Source organism: Variovorax sp. HJSM1_2 (assembly GCF_049316285.1).
Taxonomy (GTDB): Bacteria; Pseudomonadota; Gammaproteobacteria; order Burkholderiales; family Burkholderiaceae_C; genus Rhodoferax_B.
In genome coordinates this window covers 126232-146216 of sequence record NZ_JBMOXA010000010.1, presented here as the reverse complement: position 1 = coordinate 146216, position 19985 = coordinate 126232, and the positions used below count along the sequence as shown (strand labels likewise).

The 19985-nt window shown below is 63.2% G+C and carries 16 protein-coding genes and 1 pseudogene; 8 read left to right on the top strand and 9 right to left on the bottom strand.

The features are described 5' to 3' along the window. Positions 1 to 59 precede the first annotated feature (59 nt). On the top strand, positions 60 to 2318 hold the full coding sequence (locus tag ACFQ95_RS13445) for a hypothetical protein (protein ID WP_422831699.1): 2259 nt from the start codon (positions 60 to 62) through the stop codon (positions 2316 to 2318). Between the two features lie 105 nt (positions 2319 to 2423). On the opposite strand, the gene bfr is transcribed toward ACFQ95_RS13445, so the two are convergent. Beyond that, complete coding sequence (bfr, locus tag ACFQ95_RS13440; protein WP_422831697.1) at positions 2424 to 2900, bottom strand: bacterioferritin; 477 nt, start codon at positions 2898 to 2900, stop codon at positions 2424 to 2426. Between the two features lie 284 nt (positions 2901 to 3184). On the opposite strand from bfr, the gene lgt reads away from it, so the two are divergent. Together lgt and ACFQ95_RS13430 are read left to right on the top strand one after the other, a co-directional pair. Next, entirely contained in the window at positions 3185 to 3994 is an 810-nt protein-coding gene (gene lgt / locus ACFQ95_RS13435; protein ID WP_422831696.1) for a prolipoprotein diacylglyceryl transferase, read from the top strand. A gap of 50 nt (positions 3995 to 4044) precedes the next feature. Then, positions 4045 to 4545 carry an MgtC/SapB family protein gene (locus ACFQ95_RS13430; protein ID WP_422831694.1) on the top strand — a complete coding sequence of 167 codons (501 nt, stop codon included), beginning with the start codon at positions 4045 to 4047 and terminating at the stop codon, positions 4543 to 4545. A 20-nt stretch (positions 4546 to 4565) separates the two neighbouring features. Here the strand turns inward: ACFQ95_RS13430 and cobA are convergent, their stop codons facing one another. The 6 genes and pseudogenes from cobA to ACFQ95_RS13400 form a co-directional block, all read right to left on the bottom strand. Next, complete coding sequence (cobA, locus tag ACFQ95_RS13425; protein WP_422831692.1) at positions 4566 to 5372, bottom strand: uroporphyrinogen-III C-methyltransferase; 807 nt, start codon at positions 5370 to 5372, stop codon at positions 4566 to 4568. 19 nt (positions 5373 to 5391) lie between these two features. Continuing rightward, the gene (gene ybiB / locus ACFQ95_RS13420; RefSeq protein WP_422831690.1) at positions 5392 to 6321 is read right to left on the bottom strand and encodes a DNA-binding protein YbiB; all 930 of its coding nucleotides are present in this window, start codon (positions 6319 to 6321) and stop codon (positions 5392 to 5394) included. Between the two features lie 63 nt (positions 6322 to 6384). Continuing rightward, positions 6385 to 9192, bottom strand: a complete 2808-nt coding sequence (locus tag ACFQ95_RS13415) for a molybdopterin-dependent oxidoreductase (RefSeq protein ID WP_422831688.1) — start codon at positions 9190 to 9192, stop codon at positions 6385 to 6387. A gap of 38 nt (positions 9193 to 9230) precedes the next feature. Next, positions 9231 to 10472 (bottom strand): annotated as a pseudogene (locus ACFQ95_RS13410) (NAD(P)/FAD-dependent oxidoreductase); the annotation flags it as partial. Between the two features lie 33 nt (positions 10473 to 10505). Beyond that, positions 10506 to 11894, bottom strand: a complete 1389-nt coding sequence (locus ACFQ95_RS13405; RefSeq protein ID WP_422831686.1) for an MFS transporter — start codon at positions 11892 to 11894, stop codon at positions 10506 to 10508. A gap of 76 nt (positions 11895 to 11970) precedes the next feature. Next, on the bottom strand, positions 11971 to 12114 hold the full coding sequence (locus ACFQ95_RS13400; protein ID WP_422831684.1) for a hypothetical protein: 144 nt from the start codon (positions 12112 to 12114) through the stop codon (positions 11971 to 11973). A 529-nt stretch (positions 12115 to 12643) separates the two neighbouring features. Here ACFQ95_RS13400 and ACFQ95_RS13395 point away from each other — a divergent pair. The 3 genes from ACFQ95_RS13395 (at position 12644) to ACFQ95_RS13385 (ending at position 16200) form a co-directional block, all read left to right on the top strand. Continuing rightward, complete coding sequence (locus ACFQ95_RS13395; protein WP_422828740.1) at positions 12644 to 13234, top strand: Csu type fimbrial protein; 591 nt, start codon at positions 12644 to 12646, stop codon at positions 13232 to 13234. A gap of 158 nt (positions 13235 to 13392) precedes the next feature. After that, entirely contained in the window at positions 13393 to 14982 is a 1590-nt protein-coding gene (locus tag ACFQ95_RS13390; RefSeq protein ID WP_422831682.1) for a methyl-accepting chemotaxis protein, read from the top strand. A 93-nt stretch (positions 14983 to 15075) separates the two neighbouring features. Continuing rightward, entirely contained in the window at positions 15076 to 16200 is a 1125-nt protein-coding gene (locus ACFQ95_RS13385) for a PA0069 family radical SAM protein (protein WP_422831680.1), read from the top strand. 12 nt (positions 16201 to 16212) lie between these two features. On the opposite strand, the gene fghA is transcribed toward ACFQ95_RS13385, so the two are convergent. Beyond that, positions 16213 to 17067 carry an S-formylglutathione hydrolase gene (gene fghA, locus ACFQ95_RS13380; protein WP_422831678.1) on the bottom strand — a complete coding sequence of 285 codons (855 nt, stop codon included), beginning with the start codon at positions 17065 to 17067 and terminating at the stop codon, positions 16213 to 16215. Next, positions 17067 to 18185: an S-(hydroxymethyl)glutathione dehydrogenase/class III alcohol dehydrogenase gene (locus ACFQ95_RS13375; protein ID WP_422831676.1), complete on the bottom strand. Its 1119-nt coding sequence runs from the start codon at positions 18183 to 18185 to the stop codon at positions 17067 to 17069. The genes fghA and ACFQ95_RS13375 overlap by 1 nt, the downstream gene beginning before the upstream one ends. A 275-nt stretch (positions 18186 to 18460) precedes the next feature. On the opposite strand from ACFQ95_RS13375, the gene ACFQ95_RS13370 reads away from it, so the two are divergent. Further along, positions 18461 to 19384, top strand: coding sequence for a patatin-like phospholipase family protein (locus tag ACFQ95_RS13370; RefSeq protein ID WP_422831674.1), 924 nt, complete (start codon positions 18461 to 18463; stop codon positions 19382 to 19384). 72 nt (positions 19385 to 19456) lie between these two features. After that, the gene (locus ACFQ95_RS13365) at positions 19457 to 19813 is read left to right on the top strand and encodes a DUF2946 family protein (RefSeq protein WP_422831672.1); all 357 of its coding nucleotides are present in this window, start codon (positions 19457 to 19459) and stop codon (positions 19811 to 19813) included. Positions 19814 to 19985 lie beyond the last annotated feature (172 nt).

Sequence of the window (19985 nt, the reverse complement as noted above, 5' to 3'; positions counted from 1 at the left end):
CACTGGGCCGGGCGAGGGGGGCCGCAGTTTTAGGGCAGCCACTTGATCTGCAGTTCGACGTGCGGCTCGACCAGACCGACGATGCTGGTCCGCAGTGTTTCACCGCTGAAGTGTTTCTGGGCGACAGCAGTATTGACGTTGGCCGCGTCCAGGTGTCGGTTTACAACTCGCCGCCCTCGCTGGATGCTCGGTTGCGGGTGCGTACTTTCTCCAATGTGAACGAACCGGTCGTGAGTGTGGTATTGCGCTCGCGGTGTGGCCAAAATGCTTCACGTCGATACGATTTCCTGACCGAGTTTCCGGTGGAGATGCGCTCGGCACCGGTGCCGACGGTGATTCCCGCGGCGGCGGCGCCTGCGCCCGCACCCTTTGTTCCTCCTCCTGCCGTGGCCACGCCGCCAGTGGCCTCGGCCGCGGCCGATGCCCCGGGCGTACAAGACGTGCCGCCACCAGCACCGCGGCCACCGGTTGCGCGCGCGCCCCGGCCCGCCGCAGCTGCCACATCCGCGCAGGCACCGGTGCGCCGCCCACCAGCCCCGAGTAAACCGAAACCTGCCGTGGTGGCCAACGCGCCCGCGCCAGTGCCGGCACCGCCCAAGGCCGAGCCAAGTTCCGGTAAACCGCGTCTGCAACTGGATGTGGCGCCGACGCCGGATGACAGGCAAGTGGTGCTCAAGCCTTCGATCGAGATGCTCAGCGCGCCGTCTGAAGATAGCCCGCAACGTGCCGACGCGGCGGCCGCCTGGCGTGCTTTGAATCTTCTGCCCGCTGAAAATCCTGAAGAGAAAAAGCGTCTGATGACGCTGGAGGCCGAAGCCAAGGCGCTCAAAGCCCAACTGGCCAAGCGTGACGAAGAGTTCCAGGCGCGTCTGGACAGGCTGGAAAACAGCCGCTACAGCAGCAGCGTGGTGTATGGCTTGCTGGGGCTGCTGCTGGCGGCCCTGGCAGTGGCCGCCTACTGGTGGGACCGCGTGCGCAAAAGCAGCGCCAGCGTGGCCGATTGGTCGCGCCATAGTGCGTCGGACTTGGCCGAGTCCGAATTACACGCTGGCCGCATTTCCAGCGTCGATCTGCCGTTGCCGGTGGATGAAGATGAGTTTGCCGAGCCGGCAAAGCCGCCCGCACCGACCCCTGTGGCCAAGCCGGTGATGGCAGTGGAATTGCCTGAGGTGGTGGAGCACCCACCGGGCTTCAAGGATTCGGTGTTTGACGATCTGCAGGCGCTCAGTGCCGTGACGGCACCAAAAAATGTCTCGGCCGCCGGCGCTGCCGCCATGGCCATGACGCCGTCGTCTGTGCCGAGCTCGAGGCTACGCCAAGCCTTGCCGGGTCAGCCGCGAAACGTCGTGGTGGACGGGTTTGCCGATGTTCGCCAGCATGCAGAGTTTTTTGTTTCCCTGGGCCAGTATGACCAGGCAATTGACCTGCTGAAGAAAACCATAGACGAGAGCATTGAGCTCAACCCGCTGGCTTATTTGGAGCTGTTGGGGCTCTATCAAAAGCAGGGGCATGAAGAGGCTTATGAGCGTCTGCGAGACGACTTCAACCACGTCTTTAATGGCCGCGTGCCACCGATGGCGTCCTTCCTCGACGAGGGACACAGGCTGCAAGAGCATCCATCGGCCATGTTCAAGATTCAGAACACCTGGGGCACGCCCGAAGGGCTGGAGACGCTGGAGGCCATGCTGTTCAGGGTGCCGGGCAATAGCGGCACGCCACAGTTCGATCTGGCGGCTTATCGCGACCTGTTGATGTTGTACGCTGCCGCCAAAAGCGCTGGTGCTGAACGTCCTCTGGAAAGCCCCATGACGCTGTTGGCCAAGGATGTCTCTGGCAAGTCCGCACGGCGGCCTGCGGCTTTGCCTGTTGAGCCCGTTCCACCAAGCATCACGGCTGCGGGTCTGGCGGCCGCAGTTTCGGCGGGGAATTCACCAGAGCCAGCATCTGCTGTGGGGCAGAACAGCCACACACAACCCATGTTGTTGATGTCGGAAATGGCCAAAATCGACGATACGGCAGCGCCGCCCAAGCCGGCCGGCGGACAAAACAACGAGCCACTGGATATCGACCTGGACCTCAACCTGGACTTCACGAATTCTGAATTGCAGGTCATGGCGAATCGCGAGAAGCCAGCAGATCTGGATCTGGATCTGCCATTGCTGGAGGACGTGCCGGTGACCTTGCCGCCACGTGACGCATCGGCTGGCGATGTCACAGGCTTTCCGGCGGCACCGCCGGTGGACAGCAATCTGATCGAGTTCGACTTGTTCGATCCGAACATCGAAGCCAAGATTTCGCCTAAAACGCCCAAGCAGTAGAGCCCTGGACCTGGGCCCATTGACGATTGGCGATCTGACGCGCCGCCAAACAAAAAGCCCCGTGTTTTGCGACACGGGGCTTTTTACGTTTGGGCAGCAGGGCGTTTAAGCCGCTGTGCCCATTTGTGATTGCAGGTAGTTGGGCAGGCCGACCATCTGGATCAGGCGCAGTTGTTTTTCCAGCCAGTAGGTGTGGTCTTCTTCGGTGTCGCGCAACTGGGCCAGCAGCACGTCGCGGCTCACGTAGTCGCCGACACTTTCACACAGCGCCATGCCGTCCCGCAACGCCTTGCGCACGGCGTATTCGGTATCCAGATCCTTTTGCAGCATCTCCGGCACATCGGCGCCTGGCGTGAATGCCTTGGGGCTCATATTCGGCTTGCCGCCGAGGAACAGGATGCGGCGCAGTAGCGCGTCGGCGTGCTGGGTTTCTTCCTGCATCTCGTGGTCTATGCGTTCATAAAGCTTGGCCATGCCCAAGTCTTCGTAGGCGCGCGAATGCACAAAATACTGGTCGCGCGCGGCGAGTTCGCCACGCAGCAGATCAATGAAATAGTCGACGACTTGTGGGTTGCCTTGCATGGTGTGCCATTCTTCTAGGTTTTGGATTGGGCGCGAGTATCGTTCAGTCGCTCCATTTCGTCGCCTTGTAGCGCCAATGCCCCCGTACCAGCGCTCTGCCTGCGTATGGGTATGGAAGCTGCAATCAGTTGCATTTGCGTTGCTGTGCGTTGCCAGCCGTTCATGCGGGGCCGCTGCAGCGCCGCAGCGTGACAAGTCCGAGGATTTGACTGCAGCGGCTGAATGTCCGGCGCCCGACCTGGCCTTCACTGCGGCGCGACACATTCGGCGGGCACAATAAGGGCATGCTGACTTATACCCAAATCGACCCGATCGCCTTGCAGATCGGGCCCATCGCCGTGCACTGGTACGGGCTGACCTATCTCGCCGCCTTTGGTTTGTTCATGCTGCTGGGCAACTTGCGGTTGCGCCATCAGCCGTTTGCGTCGATTACCGGGCCGGGCGCCTGGTCGCGCAAAGATGTGGAAGACATCTTGTTCCTGGGGGTTATGGGGGTGGTTCTGGGTGGGCGCCTGGGTTATTGCCTGTTCTACAAACCGGGCTACTACCTGTCGCACCCGCTGGAAATCTTGTACGTGTGGCAAGGCGGCATGAGTTTTCATGGCGGCTTTCTGGGCGTGATCGCGGCCATGTGCTGGTTTGCCCATTCGCGCCGAAAGCCTTTCTGGCAGGTGATGGACTTTGTGGCACCGTGTGTGCCCACGGGGCTGGCGGCGGGGCGCGTGGGCAACTACATCAATGGTGAGTTGTGGGGCCGCTTCGCCAGCCCCGACCTGCCTTGGGGCATGGTGTTTCCGCAAAGCGGCTCCATGCTGCCGCGCCACCCGTCGCAGGTCTATCAGTTCCTGCTCGAAGGCCTGTTGCTGTTCGTGATCCTGTGGCTTTATGCGCGCAAAGACCGGCCAGAGCGCCGCGTGGCGGCGGTGTTCTCCATCGGTTACGGCGTGATGCGTTTCATCGCCGAGTATTTCCGCCAGCCGGACGACTTCCTCGGTCTGCTGGCTTTCAACATGAGCATGGGCCAATGGCTTTGTGTGCCCATGGTGTTGTTTGGCGTGTGGCTCTATGCCAGCGCCAAGCCTCGCGGGCGCTGAGCGGCCTTTATCCAGCGCGCTTTTCCTAATTTTTTGGAGCCACGACCGCCATGTCCAGCACACTGCAAAAAATTGGCGACACCATTGCGGCCGAGTTCTCCGATCTGCCCGATGCGGAGCAGGCCACACGGGTGATGGTGCGGCTGCTGCTGGCGGCCATTCTGGGCGGTTTGCTGGGCATTGAGCGCGAGTCGCATGGCAAGGCGGCTGGCGTGCGCACCCACATGTTGGTCGCCATGGGGGCGGCGTTGTTCGTGCTGGTGTCCCAGCAGGCGGGCATGCCCGAGGCCGATCTGAGCCGCGTGGTGCAGGGTGTGATCGCCGGCGTCGGCTTTCTCGGTGCCGGGGCGATACTGAAACTGGACGGCGAAGAAAAAGTCAAAGGCCTGACCACCGCCGCCGGCATCTGGCTGACCGCCGCCATAGGCGTGGCCGCCGGCATGGGCCGCGAGGCCACGGCAGTGCTCAGCACCTTGCTGGCTTTGGTGGTGTTTGCGCTGGTGCCCAAGCTGGTCTCGTGGATGGAGAAGTCGGGCCGCGAAGACGCCTAGAGCGGCGTCTGCAGCTGACTTCAGGCGGAGCGCGCGAGTGGCTCAGTCTGCTGCAGCGCGCCTATGCCGCGCAACACGTCGCCCACCACAATCACCGAGGGGCTGGCCAGGCCTTCGGACTGAATCGTCTGCTGCAAGGTCTGCAATGTGGCGACGGCGTGGCGTTGTGTTGGCAGCGACGCATTCTGGATGATGGCCACAGGCGTTTGCGCGGGCAGGCCGGTCAGCAGTTCCTGCTGAATGCGTTGGGCGCCGCTGACCCCCATGTAGATCACCAGTGTGAGGCGTGCGCTGTGTGCGGTGGCGGACAGGGCGCGCCAGTCTGTGCCTTCGTCGCCGGGCTTGGCGTGGCCGGTGACAAACACCACGCCGTGCGCGTGGTCGCGGTGGGTCAGGGGCACACCGATGGAGGTGACCGCCGCCAGGCCCGAGGTGACGCCGTTGACCACGTGCACCACGATGCCGGCTGCGCGCAGGGTCTGGACTTCTTCACCACCACGGCCAAAGATGAACGGATCGCCGCCTTTGAGGCGCACCACGGTTTCGCCCTCCTTGGCGGCCGTGACCATCAGTTTTTCAATGAAGGCTTGCGGCGTGGACTTGCAGCCACCACGTTTGCCCACGTGCACGATGCGCGCGCTGGGCGCGGCCAAGGCGGCGATCTCGTCGCTGACCAGGTCGTCCACCAACAGCACCGTCGCGGCTTGAATCGCCTTGAGCGCTTTGAGAGTCAACAACTCCGGGTCGCCAGGGCCCGCGCCCACCAGGGTCACGGTGCCGGGCTGGGCCAGGGAAGAGGGGGTTTGCAGAAAGGACAGACTGTTCATGGTGGGGCTTTTCAACGGCTCACGCGGCTTGGGCTTCGTGGGCCGCGATTTGTTGGCTTAGATGCACGATGTGCGCCACTTGTCGGGCGATGGGCGTGGGCACGGGCAGGCTGCCCGCCAGCACGGCGCGGATGTAGCGCGCCGTGCTGTCTGCATCGATCTCTTTGGGCAGGTCGGGCACGCTGGCCAGCGAGCCGGCCTGGGCCTCTTGCAGCAGTGTGGCCTGGCCGCGTACAAAGCCGGTCATCTGCGGTGTGCGGCGTGGGTCGGCCACCACTTCGCCTTCGGTGCCGCGCAGCAGCAGGGCGTTGCTTTGCATCAGTTCAAACGTGGCCGCCATGCTGATGGCGTATTCGGGGTGGGTATAGCTGCTGACGACCAGGCTGGCGCCGGTGGTCGGCGCCATCAGCTTCACCAGACTGTGCGCCGGGTTGCGCAGGCCGACCACGCGGCGCACGTCCAGCAGGCGCTTCAGGCCGGGGCATAGCAGCTCGGTGGCGGCAAACACCAGTTCACCGTTTGCTATTGGCTTGATAGCTGTCGCCGCAGGTCTGCCAAGCGCCTCAAGCACATTGGGCACTGAAATGCGGCTCGACTCGGTGGCCGTGCCGTGGATCAGCACGGGCAAACCTTCACGCGCCAACAGCAGGCCCAGCAGTGGTGTCAGCACTGGCAGCTTGCGTGCGCCGTTGTAGCTGGGCAGCACCACCAAGGGGCGGTCGGTGGGCGGCACGGCGTTGAGGCGCACGGCTGTGGCATCCAGAAAACCGGCCATCTCGGTGGCCGTTTCGCCCTTGATGCGCATGGCCAGACAGAAACCGCCGATTTCCAGATCGGTGACGCTGCCGTCCAGCACTTGGCCGAACAGGTCCGTGGCCTGCTCACGCGTGAGCGGGCGCGCACCGTCTTTGCCACGGCCGATTTCCTTGATGTATTGGCTGATTCCCATGGGGCCTGATTGTCGCGGATGCCTGATGACTTTTGGTTATGTACTGAATTGAGCCGTCTAGGCTCAAGCCACCTGGCGCAACGGTGTGATGGAGCGCACCAGCCGCCGCACTTCCGGCAGGCACGAACCACAGTTGGTGCCGCACTTCAGCGACTTCTGCAGCGCCTGCAAACGTTGTTCCTCACTGCCGCCCATTTGGGCCAGCGCGCAGGTGATGGCGGGCTCGGATACGTTCAGGCAAGTGCATACTTGGCGCCCCTTGGCCTGCACCGCCACAGGTGCTTTGGCACCGGGCACCAGCAGCAGCCGGCCATAGGCTTGGGCGGGCAACTCGTCTTGCAGCAGCGGCTTGATCCAGCTCTCGGCACTGGTGTCGCCGGCCAGCACAAAGCCGGTGAGCTTGGTGTTGTCGCCCTCGCGTGCGCGGCGCATGGTGCGGCGCTGGCCTTTTTTGCGGTCGGCGTAACGCAGCAGGTCGGCGCCGCTCAGGCCGAGCAATTGTTCGATGCGTTCGACCAGGTCATCGGGTGCGGCCTCGTAGTTGGCGGCGCGGAACAACAGACCGCTGCGCTCGCGGCCAAAAGGCACACAGCTGGCGAACGCAAAACGCGGCATCAGCGCGCGCAGGGCTTCGCGTGCGGCCAGCACCTGGTCGTCGGGCAGCCAGGCCACACCCAGCAGCGACCAGGGCATGGCGGCCTTCAAGATCTTCACCGCCGTGTGTTTCAGCTCGGGTTGTTTCGATGTGGGGCAATAGGCCGGTGTGGTGAGTGCATTGATGCCTGCCAGGCGTTCACCGTTGTTGCCCTGGCCGCTCACACACTCTTCGCCCCAGTGCATGGCCACAAAGGCCTGGTGTGGCGTCACCTCGGTGCTGGCTTGCGCGGGCAGCATGATGGAGCCACGGCGCGAGGTGATGTGCACCAGGTCACCATCGCGCAGATCGCGTTGCGCCATGTCTTGTGCATGCAGTTGCACCACCGGCTCGGCGACGTGGCCGAACAGGCGGCCCAGCGTGCCGGTGCGGCTCATGCCGTGCCACTGGTCGCGCAGGCGGCCGGTGTTGAGCGAGAACGGGAAACGCACCTCGCGCGGCTCGGCCACGGGGCGGTAAACGGTGTTGACAAAACGCGCGCGGCCGTCTGGCGTGGGGAAGATGCCGTCTGCGTACAAACGTGCGCGGCCCTCGGTGGCGCCGGCCGGCATGGGCCATTGCTGCGGCCCTGCGCTGTCCAGCAGCTCATAGCTCAGGCCGGTGATGTCCAGGTCGCGGCCCTGGGTGCTGGCGCGGTGTTCGTTCCATACCGATTCTGGGTCGGCGTAGGGGAACAGGCTGGGCGCACCCGGGCGGAGTTTCTTTTCCAGCCGTTGCGCAAAGTCGGTGGCAATCGACCAGTCATGGCGTGTGGCGCCGGGAGCGATCACGGCAGGGCGCACGCGGCTGATGCGGCGCTCGGAGTTGGTGACCGTGCCTACTTTTTCGCCCCAGGTGGTGGCGGGCAACAGCAGGTCGGCATAGGCGCAGGTGGCGGTGGTGGCAAAGGCTTCCTGCACGATGACCAGTTCGGCGCGCTGCAGCGCGCGGCGCACGGTGGCCTGGTCGGGCATGCTTTGCGCGGGGTTGGTGCAGGCTATCCACAGGGCCTTGATCTCGCCGTCGGCCACGGCCTGGAACATGTCTATGGCCGACTTGCCGGGTTTGGCGGGCACATCGCTCACGCCCCACAACGCGGCCACTTCGGCACGGTGCGCAGGGTTGGCCATGTCGCGGTGCGCGCTCAGCAGGTTGGACAAACCGCCAACCTCGCGCCCACCCATGGCATTGGGTTGGCCGGTGAGAGAGAACGGCCCGGCACCGGCGCGGCCGATCTGCGCCGTGGCCAGGTGCAGGTTGATCAGCGCGGCGTTTTTGTCGGTGCCGCTGCTCGACTGGTTGAGCCCCTGGCAATACAGGCTGAGCGTGGCGCCCGAGGTGGCAAACCACTGCGCTGCGGTGCGCAACTGCTCCTGGCTGATGCCACATTCGGCCGCCACGCGCTCGGGGGTGTATTCGGCCACGGTGGCCTGCAGCGCTTCAAAGCCGTTGGTGTGTGCGGCGATGTAGTCGGGCTTGGTCCAGCCCTCGGCCAGCATGATGTGCAGCATGCCGTTGCACAGCAGCACATCGGTGCCGGGCTGTATGGGCAGAAACAGGTCGGCGGTCTCGGCCGTGTCGGTGCGGCGTGGGTCGACCACGATCACCTTCATCTTGGGGTTGGCGGCGCGTGCGTCTTCTATGCGGCGAAACAGGATAGGGTGGGCCCAGGCGGTGTTGCTGCCGGTGATGAACAGGCACTGCGCGTGTTTGAAATCGTCATAACAGGCGGGCGGTGCATCGGCCCCCAACGTGGCCTTGTAGCCGGCCACGGCGCTGCTCATGCACAGGCGCGAATTGGTGTCTATGTTGTTGGTGCCAATCAGGCCCTTGGCGAGTTTGTTGAAGACGTAATAGTCTTCGGTGAGCAACTGGCCCGAGATGTAGAAGGCCACGGCGTCCGGGCCATACTGGTTGATGACACTGGCGAATTTTGTGACGGCAGTGTCGAGTGCGTTGTCCCACGTCACCGGCAGCGGCGCCTGGCCGCGTTGCAGGCGCTGCATGGGTTGCAGCAGGCGCGTTTGCAGCGTCACACTGGCGCTGGCGGTGTGGTGCAGGGTCGAACCCTTGCTGCACAAGCGGCCGAAGTTGGCAGGGTGGGTCGGGTCGCCACGCACGCCGGTAATCTGCTGGCCTTGCGCCTCGATGATGACGCCGCAGCCCACACCGCAATAAGGGCAGGTGGATTTGGTTTCAGTCGCTGTGGTCACGCCGGACGGGGGCAATGTGCTCATCGTGTGGAGAGAGAAAAAACAGGCAACCTGTGTCAGGCATCATTGGTGGCGGGTTCGCCAAACATCAGCTGGTCGCGGATCTCGTCTATGGACATGCCTTCACGCAGCAGCTTGAAGTACCAACTGCCGTCCACCGTGTCGCCGTACAGGCAGGCGCCCACGAGTTTGTTGTCGCGCAGCACCAGCTTTTTGTAGACACCGCCAAAGGTGTCGCTCATGACAATTTCTTCCGTGCCTTCGCCGCCCTGGAACTCACCCGCACTGAACAAGTCAATGCCCGTGACCTTGAGTTTGGTCGAGGTTTGTGAACCCACATAACGGCCGATGCCAGACTGCGCCAAATGGTTGGCCGCCACCTTGCCCTGCTCGAACAGCGGCGCCACCAAACCGTAGGCAATGCCGCGGTGCGCTGCACATTCACCGACCGAGTAGATGCGTGCGTCGGTCACGGTTTGCATGGTGTCGGTGACCACAATGCCGCGCTCGATGTGCAGGCGCATCTTGGCGGCCAGTTCCACATTCGGGCGCACACCCACGGCCATCACCACCAGGTCGGCGGCGACTTCGCTGCCGTCTTTGAAGCGAATGCTTTTGACGCGGCCGCTATTTTCGCCATCGTCACCGCCGATGAGTTCTTGCGTGTGGGTGCCCAGGCGAAATTGCAGGCCACGCTCTTCCAGTGTCTTCTGCAGCAACTGGCTGGCCGCTTTGTCGAGTTGGCGCTCCATCAGCCAGGCGTTCACATGCACCACCGTGACCTGCATGCCACGCAGCATCAAGCCATTCGCGGCCTCCAGGCCAAGCAGGCCGCCGCCAATCACCACGGCGTTCTTGTAGCGTTTGGCGGACTCGATCATCTCGGTGGTATCGGCGATGTCGCGGTAGGCGATCACACCCTTCAGGTCCTTGCCCGGCACGGGCAGCATGAAGGGGTTGGAGCCGGTGCACATCAGCAGGCGGTCGTAGTCGGCCTCGGTGACGTTGCCATCGGCGTCGACCGCGCGCACCACGCGTTTCACGCGGTCCACGTCCACCACTTTTTTGCCGGCGTGCAGGGTGATGCCGTTCTCGGCATACCACTCCCAACTGTTGAGCACGATTTCGTCCAGCGTCTGCTCACCGGCCAATACCGGCGACAACATGATGCGGTTGTAGTTGGGATGCGGTTCGGCGCCGAAGACGGTGATGTCGTACATGTCCGGCGCGATCTTCAGCAACTCTTCAATCGTGCGCACACCGGCCATGCCGTTGCCGATGAGCACCAGTTTGGGCTTGTTCATAGTGCTGTTCCGATGCATCAAGCGTGGGGCTGTTTAGTTGGCCGTGATCATTGAACCCGGCACACCCGAGGCGCCAGCGTTGCGTGCGGCCACGGCTTCGTCCAGCAGCTTTTGCTCGGCCGACTTGTGTTGCGACGAGAAACGCACGGCAATGGCGCACAGCGAGCTGGCGGCCACCACCACACCCAGGATGAACAGGGTTTGCTGTGGTGTCGCCACGGCCTTGTTCAAGAATCCTGCGGCCACGGCGCCAATATTGCCGCCCGCACCAATCAAACCGGCCACGCCGCCCAGGGCCTTGCGGTCGACAAAGGGCATCAGCGCATAGGTGGCGCCGCAAGCCATGTGGGTGAACAGGCCAAACAGCGACATCGCGAGAATGGCGAAACCCACACTCTCGGCCTTGCTGAACAACACCAGGCCAATGCCTTCGCCCAGCATCAAACCAAACAGCAGCAGCGAGCGGCCATCGAGTCCTTTCTTGGTGGCGATGCGGTCGCTCACAAGGCCGCCCAGCGCACGCGCAAACAGCGCCAAGCCACCGAAGATGCCTGCGGCCATGCCGGCGCTGGCGATAGACAGACCAAACTGGTCAACGTAGTAAGTCGCGGCAATGTTGTGGATGAAAATTTCCACACCAAAACAGGCACCGTAGACGATGGCCAGCATCCACACGCGGTAGTTGCTGCAGGCACGCAGAAAGATCGCCATGCCACCGGCCTTGCCCGATTCCAAGGCAATGCCCTGGGCGCGCAAATCGACGATGTCGCCTTGGGGCGTGTCCTGGGTATAGCGGGCGTAGACAAAGGCCATGATGACCATGGCCACACCGGGCACAAACATCGCGGCGCGCCAGCCCCAAGCCTGTTCTACGCCCAGGCTCAGCAAAGCGGCGACCACCAGCGGCATCAGGCTTTGGGCGGCACCGCCGCCGGCATTGCCCCAGCCGCCGACGGTGGCGTTGGCCGTGCCCACCACGTTGGGGGCGAACATCACGCTGGTGTGGTATTGCGTGATGACAAACGATGCACCAATCGCGCCTATGCACAGGCGGAAGAACAGGAAGATTTCATACGACTTGGCGAATGCCAGGCCAAACACTGGAATGGCGCCTAGCAGCAGCAGCCAGGTGTAGGTGCGGCGTGGGCCATAACGGTCGCACAGCGGGCCGACGATCAAGCGGATCAGAATCGTCACCGCCACCGAGGCGATGTTGATGTTGGCCACCTGGTCCTTGGTCAGGCCGAACTCGGCGCGGATCAGCGGCATCAAGGGCGCAGCGGCAAACCACGCAAAGAAGCAGACAAAAAACGCCAGCCAGGTGATGTGGAAGGCGCGCATTTGCGGGGTCGACACGGAGAACATGTCGATGCGGGTGGCCTTGGGGCCGGTGGCGTTGATGGCAGGTGAGGCGAACAGCATGGTGGGGGCTTTCGTCAACGAGGTTTAAGAACAGAAAATCAAAAACTGCGACCGGAGCAGGACGGGCCAGCGTTGTTCAGCGATTGCGCGTATCGGCTTGAGGGGGCTTGGTGCGAACGTCCGGCCGCATGGCTGCGTTGGACAGAGCGCGATTAGCCACATGGCATGCGTACAGCCATGCCGACAAAATGGCAAACAGGAGGAGGCTGGAAAAATGCATGATGTCTCTCCTGAGGATCAGGGACTGAGGTACACCATTGCGCACGCCTTTATGCGCTGGACCCGGGATGCTGGGATGAACTGTGTGACGCGGCGTTACGTCTGCTGAGTCATGAGCAAAAGCTATGCCATGGCGTTCGCACCTCTGGTTACGCCTGTCATGGCCGCTGCGGGGGCGGGGCTGAACCGGACCAGCGGCCATGCGCCTGGCCTAGCGTTTTTCCCTCTCAAAGCCCTGTAAAAACCACGGAAATCTGGAGCTTTCGATGCGCTCGCTGAACACGGTTTGCGGCCACAGGCTGGGGTTTTTTGCCGCGCGTTGCGCCGATCTGCCGCATGGCGCGCGTCGCAAACTGGTGCAGGACCAGGTGTAGGGCCTGGTGCGCCATGCACCAGATGTGGTGGCGGGTTGGTGTAGCGCTGGGCGGGAAGGGCACGCCAGGCCCACCATGAGTTCACGTTTGCGTCACGATGTTTTGGGCGCCCAAAACCACAATTCATTCCATCGCAACACACACCGAAAGATGGACATGAAGATCAGCACCAAGATTTCCGCCGCCGCTACCTCTGCAGCAATGGCGCTTGTTCTGGGCATGACCTCTTTTGGCGCCCAGGCCGCAGGCAACATGGCCGGCCAGCTGAACGCGCAAATGGTGCTGCAAGCCGGTTGCTACATCAGCGGTGCATCGAATGCCGGCAGCAGCGGTGTGAACCTGGGTACGCTGGACTTCGGCTCCCAGCCCAGCACCTTCACCGGCGTGTTGACGGCCAACGCCACCGGCGGTGTGGGCGGTGCAGGTGCCACACAAATCGTTTGTTCGCCGGATGTGACCGCACTCACCGTGTCGGTCAGCGGCGGCAACAACGCCGGCCAGGGCGGCAGCGTAGGCACGGGCTCACGCGCCATGAAGCTGGGCTCCAGCTACCTGCCGTACGAGGTGTACAGCGACGCCGCCTTGACCACCGCCTATCCCGCCAACGCCACGGCTTTGGGCGTGACGCTGCCCGGCACCGGTGCGGCCGTGACACTGCCGGTTTATGGCCGCATCAACAAGACCAGCACCAACGGCATGACCTCCGGCACCTATGTGGACACCCTGCAGGTGACGCTGGCCTGGTAACCGGCGACCTCCATCTGCCGCTGGGCGCCGCAGGGCGGGATTGCAAGCGGGTATGAGGCGGTGGGCTTAGGGTAGTGCCCCTGTTGAGGCGGCTGCCTTTGGTGTGATGCTGTAACGGTCTCTCTTTGTATTAGGGTAATCCATAGGCGTCATCGGTCATGAAAACACCCACCTCCCACACCAAATTCTCTATCGGCCGCCGCTTGGCCTTGGCTTTTTCCGCCTTGATTGTGCTGACCGCCGCCATCCTCGCAATAGGTGTCTGGCGGCTGCAAAGTGTCGCCAGCGAAACCGACGCCATGATGGAACGTCCGCTGACCAAGGAACGTTTGGTGTCCGACTGGTACCGCACCATACACACCAGCGTGCGCCGCACCACGGCGGTGGCCAAGAGTGCCGACCCCAGCTTGGCCACCTTCTTTGCCGCTGAAAACGCCGAAGGCTCGCGCATGTCGACCGAGCAGCAAAAACAAATCGAAGCCTTGCTCGAAACGCCTGAGGAAAAAGCGTTGTTTGCCACCTTGTCGCAGGCGCGCCAGCAATACATCGTGGCGCGCGACGCGGTCAGCAAGGCCAAAGCCGCAGGCCAGGCCGAAGAAGCAGACCGTTTGTTCAATACCGATTTTCGCCCTGCGAGTGTGCGTTACCTGGAGAACCTGCAGGCCCTGCTGGATCAGCAACGCGCCAGCATCAACGCGGCGGCAGCGAATGTGCGCAGCGGCTATGAACGTGGCCGCACGCAGATGATCTCCCTGGGCATCGTTGCTTTGTTGGCCGCAGCGACGCTGGCGGTTTTCATCACGCGCAGCATCACCCGCCCCCTGAACCGGGCGGTGAACGTGGCCGAAACCGTGGCCGCAGGCGATCTGACCGTGCGTGCCGACAGCAACGCCCAAGACGAAACCGGCCAACTGCTGCGCGCCCTGGGCTTGATGGGTGAACAACTGCGCACCACCGTGGGCCAGGTGCGCCGAGGCGCCGAGGGCATTGCGCTGGCATCTAGCGAAATCGCCAGCGGCAACCTCGACCTGTCTGGCCGCACCGAAGAACAAGCCAGCGCGCTGCAGCAAACGGCGGCTTCGATGGAGCAAATGACTTCGGCCGTGCGGCAGAACGCCGACAACGCCCGCCAGGCAAATCAACTGGCACGGTCTTCGTCCGACATGGCCGCGCGCGGCGGTGAGGTGGTCGGCAATGTGGTGGCCACCATGGGCGGCATAGACGCGGCCTCGCGCAAGATTGTCGACATCATCAGCGTGATCGACGGCATTGCGTTCCAGACCAACATCCTGGCGCTGAACGCTGCGGTAGAAGCCGCCCGTGCCGGTGAACAAGGGCGCGGTTTTGCCGTGGTGGCCAGCGAAGTGCGCACCCTGGCGCAGCGCAGCGCCACGGCGGCCAAAGAGATCAAGGTGCTGATTGCGGACTCGGTGCAGCGTGTGAACGAAGGCAATCGCCTGGTGGAAGAGGCCGGTGTGGTGATACGCGAGGTGGTGGCGGGTGTGAGCCGCGTGTCGGATATCGTGGGTGAAATCAGTGTCGCCAGCCAAGAGCAGACCCAAGGTTTGGAGCAGGTGAATGAAGCCATTTCTCAAATGGATCGTGTGACCCAGCAAAACGCCGCGTTGGTGGAAGAGGCCGCAGCCGCCACGGGTTCGCTTGAATCCCAAGCGGCGCAGTTGGTGCAATCGGTGGCAGTGTTCCGCGTGGATGGCGTGGTACCTGGCATGGCGCGGCTGACGGCTTGATGGTGTTGTAGGCGATAGGCCAAGGGCGGCAATTTCCTGGAAGTTTTTAAATTACTGTATAAAATTACAGTTATCAATCTTCCAGGGGGCCGCATGGCTGATGTTCGTTTGCCACTGCACGCCATCAAGGGGCGTGGTGCCGCGTCTGCCATCGCGCACCGTTTTTCGTCCGATGCTCGTGCCGATTTCGACGACGGCTGGGGCACGCTGGAAGAAGCCGTGCAAACGGCGGACGGCGAAGAGGCAGCGCGCCCGGCCACGCAGGTGAGGTTTGAAGATGCCAAAAGCGTCATCACCCGCAACAGCTCACCCGACATTTATTTCGACTACGGCCTCAACCCCTACCGTGGATGCGAGCATGGCTGTATTTATTGCTACGCAAGGCCTAGCCACAGTTACCTGAACCTGTCGCCCGGGCTGGACTTTGAAACCCGGCTCATCGCCAAACGCAACCTGGTGGAGGTGCTGGGCTGTGAGCTGGCCTCGCCGCGTTACCTGCCGCGCATGATCGCCATCGGCACCGTGACCGATGGCTACCAGCCTATAGAACGCGAACTGCGGCTGACGCGCGGCGCGGTCGAATTGCTGCAGCGCTGCCAGCACCCGCTGGCCATTGTCACCAAGGGCAGTGGCGTGGAGCGTGATCTGGACTTGCTCGCGCCCATGGCGGCGCAGCATTTGGCGGCGGTCTACATGACCATCACCACGCTGGATGCCGACCTGGCGCGCAAGCTGGAGCCGCGCGCTGCCGCACCACATAGAAGGCTGCGCACCATTCGCACCCTGGCCGAGGCGGGCATACCGGTGGGTGTGAGTGTGGCGCCGCAGATTCCGTTTGTGAACGACGACATGGAGCAGGTGCTGGCCGCTGCCTATGAGGCCGGTGCGCGCAGCGCCTTCTACACCGTGCTGCGCCTGCCCTGGGAATTGGCGCCCCTGTTCCGCGAGTGGTTGTCGCTGCATTACCCGCAGCGCGCCGAACGCATCATGGCGCGGGTGCAGGATCTGCATGATTTGAGCGATGCACAACGCGCCAATGGCAAAGACTACGCAGCCGACTTTGCCTCGCGCATGAAGGGCAAAGGCCTGTGGGCTGACCTGATCCGCCAGCGTTTCGAGAAAACCTGTGCCAAGCTGGGACTGAACCGGCAGCGTAGCGAGACGGACCTGAGCCGTTTTCGCCCGGCCGCGTTGCACGGCCAGGACTCGCTTTTCTAAACCTGCCTAGGCCTATGCCGCCAGCGCGTGCTGGTGGTGTGCCAGGTGGTCGGCCATGAAGGTGGCGATGAAGTAGTAGCCGTGGTCGTAGCCTGCGTGGCGGCGCAGCGTCAGCGGTTGGCCCACGTCGGTACACGCGGCTTCAAACAAATGCGGGTGTAATTGTTCGGCCAAGAACTTGTCGTCCAGGCCTTGGTCGATCAAGATGCCGCCGGGGTAAGGTGCCTGCTTTTGGCTTTGCATCAAGGCCGTGGCATCGTGTGCGGCCCAGGCTTGGCGGTCGTCGCCCAGGTAGCCGCTGAACGCCTTCACTCCCCATGGGCATTGGCTAGGCGCGCAGATCGGTGCAAACGCCGACAGCGAACGGAACACGCCTGGGTGGCGCAGTGCCAGCGTCAACGCGCCGTGCCCGCCCATGGAATGGCCGAACAAGCCCAGGCGTTGCAGGTCTATGGGCAAAGCGCTGCCGACCAGGGGCAGCAACTCCTTGAGCAGATAACTTTCCATGCGCCAGTGGGCTTGCCACGGCGCCTGGGTGGCGTCGAGGTAGAAGCCCGCACCCACGCCGAAGTCCCAGGCATCGGCCTCGCCCGGCACGTTGGCGCCGCGCGGGCTGGTATCGGGGCAGATCAACGCCAGGCCCAACTCGGCCGCCAGGCGCTGCGCACCGGCTTTGACCATGAAGGTCTCTTCGGTGCAGGTGAGGCCAGCGAGGAACATCACCGCTGGCACCGGGCCTTGCTCGGCTTGCGGCGGCAGATAGACCGAGAAGCGCATCGGCAAGCCGATCTGCGTGGAGCCATGTTTGTAGAAGCGCTGCACGCCGCCAAAGCAGGCGTGCTGGCTCAACAGTTCCAGTGCTTCCATCAGAACAAGACCACACCGCGAATCGATTGGCCGCTCTTCATCAAATCGAAGCCCTTGTTGATGTCTTCCAGCGGCATGGTGTGGGTGATCAGCGGATCTATGCTGATCTTGCCTTCCATGTACCAGTCGACGATCTTTGGCACGTCGGTGCGGCCACGTGCGCCGCCGAAGGCCGAGCCTTCCCATTTGCGGCCGGTCACCAACTGGAACGGGCGGGTGCTGATTTCGGCACCGGCTTCGGCCACACCGATGATGATGCTGCGGCCCCAGCCCTTGTGTGTGCATTCCAAAGCCTGGCGCATCACCTTGGTGTTGCCAATGCACTCGAAGCTGTAGTCGGCGCCGCCGTCGGTCAGTTGCACGATGGCGTCGACGATGTTGCCGCCAGCGGCTTCAATGTCCTTGGGGTTGAGGAAGTGGGTCATGCCAAAGCTGCGCGCCATGGCTTCGCGCTCGGGGTTGAGGTCGACACCGATGATCTTGTCTGCGCCCACCATCTTCGCGCCCTGGATCACGTTCAGGCCAATACCACCCAGGCCAAACACCACCACGTTGGCGCCGGCCTCGACCTTGGCGGTGAACAACACGGCACCTATGCCGGTGGTCACGCCGCAGCCGATGTAGCAGACCTTGTCGAACGGTGCGTCTTCGCGGATCTTGGCCAGCGAGATTTCAGGCGCCACGGTGTAGTTGCTGAAGGTCGACGTGCCCATGTAGTGGAAGATAGGCTTGCCATCGAGGCTGAAGCGGCTGGTGGCGTCGGGCATCAGGCCCTTGCCTTGTGTGCCACGAATCAGTTGGCACAGATTGGTTTTGCGGCTCAGGCAGAACTTGCACTGGCGGCACTCGGGGGTGTAGAGCGGAATGACGTGGTCGCCTTTTTTCAGCGTGGTCACGCCGGGGCCCACGTCGACCACAATGCCCGCGCCTTCATGGCCCAGGATGGCGGGGAAGATGCCTTCGGGGTCGGCGCCGCTCAAGGTGTAGTAGTCGGTGTGGCAGATGCCGGTGGCTTTGATCTCGACCAAAACCTCACCGAATTTCGGGCCTTCCAGGTCCACGGTTTCTATGGTCAGGGGAGCGCCGGATTTCCAGGCGACAGCGGCTTTGGTTTTCATAGGTGTTGGGGAGTTGTGCTGAACAGCCCCCAACTATAAAACGCGATGCACTGTGCATGGAGGGCAACCCTGATTTATCCGGGGAATGCCATTGGGCATTGGGCCTTTGTGGGTGATGTGGCCAAGTCGGTTTGCGTGGCCTTTACGCGCTGCGGCGACAATCGCCGGTTGCCCGCAGTCGGCGGGTTGGTTTTTGCAAGGTTGGTGGAATGGTGACGCGCGGGTTTGGGCACACAGTGCCTTCAGAGGTTTCTCAGGGTTTGCAGGTTTCGACCATGGGCCGACGGCGCCTGTTGCTGGGCGTGGCCGCCCTGCTGGCCGGTTGCAGCACGGTGCCGGTGGAGACGGCGGCGCCGAGTTTGCCGCCCGTCATCACCCCGCCGCCAGTCATCGCGACCGCGACCCGGCCGCCACGCCTTGGCCTGGCCCTAGGTGGTGGGGCAGCGCGCGGCTTTGCACATGTGGGCGTGATCCAGGTGTTGGAAGAGGCGGGCATCAAGCCCGACCTGGTGGTGGGCACATCGGCCGGAAGTTTGGTTGGCGCGCTCTACGCCAGCGGTAAAAACGGCGCGCAGCTGCTCACCGTGGCCAAGACCATGGAAGAGGCAGCCTTCACCGACTGGACGCTGCCCTTCGTCAGCCGTGGCATGTTCCGTGGCGAGGCGCTGGCGCGTTATGTGTCGGCGCAATTGGGTGCGCGCAAGATCCAGGATCTGCCCATGCCGCTGGGCATTGTCGCCACCGATCTGAACAGCGGCGAAGGGGTGTTGTTCCAACGTGGTGATACGGCGACCGCGGTGCGCGCCTCGAGCGCGGTCCCGGCGGTGTTTATGCCGGTGAAGATTGGTGCGCGCGAGTATGTAGACGGTGGCCTGGTGTCGCCCGTACCCGTGCGTTACGCGCGGCAGATGGGGGCCGAAGTGGTGCTGGCGGTCGATATTTCGGCCGACCCGGAAGGCAACCTCGCCAGCGACAGCCTGCAAATCCTGTTGCAGACCACCGCCATCATGGGCAAAAGCATCAACCACTTTGAATTGCAGGACGCCAACGTGGTGGTGCGCCCGCGTTTGAACGATGTAGGCAGCGCCAACTTCCAGGCCCGGCTGCGCTCGATTGAAGCCGGACGCAAAGCCATGTTGGCGCAGTTGCCCAAGCTGAAGGCCGAGTTGCTGGCCAAGCGCCAAGCCGAAGCGCACTGAACGGTCTGTGGCCACCCATGCCTCAGGGTTTAACAATGCTTTGCATCCCTAGCGGGTAAGATCCTGGCCCCCATGTCGATTCGCCGCCTCCTGCTCCAGCTGCTGTTGCTGGCCGTGTTTTTCAACACGGCCCTGGGTTTGCCGCTGCACGAAGCCGGGCATTTGCAGCAGGCGCTGGGCGGTGTGGCGCAGGCTGTGGTCAGCGATGGCGCTGATCCCGCCGAGCCTGCCGAGACCGCCGAGAACCACGGCCTGTGCGCCTGGTGCCTAGCTTTTGCGCAAGCCGCAGACCTGCCCGCGACCGGTGTTGCCTGGTCTGCTGCAATCGCCCCCGCGGCCCAGCCGCAACGGCCTGCTGCCGTGGCCTTTGTGCCCGGCCCCAGGCATTGGCCTTTTGCGGCCCGCGATCCGCCGCAAAGCAGCGTTTGAGCAACGCTTGATCTGCGCTTGAAGCGCATCCGGCGCGCGCCCTTCTGGCCGCGCCGTTGATTTCGTTCCTTCTTTTTGATGGCCCGCAGCTGGGACTGGGCGTGGGCGCCTATGTGCGCCTGTGTGCGCCTGTGTGCGCCTGGCGCGTGTTGTTGTCCCTCACCGGGCCGGA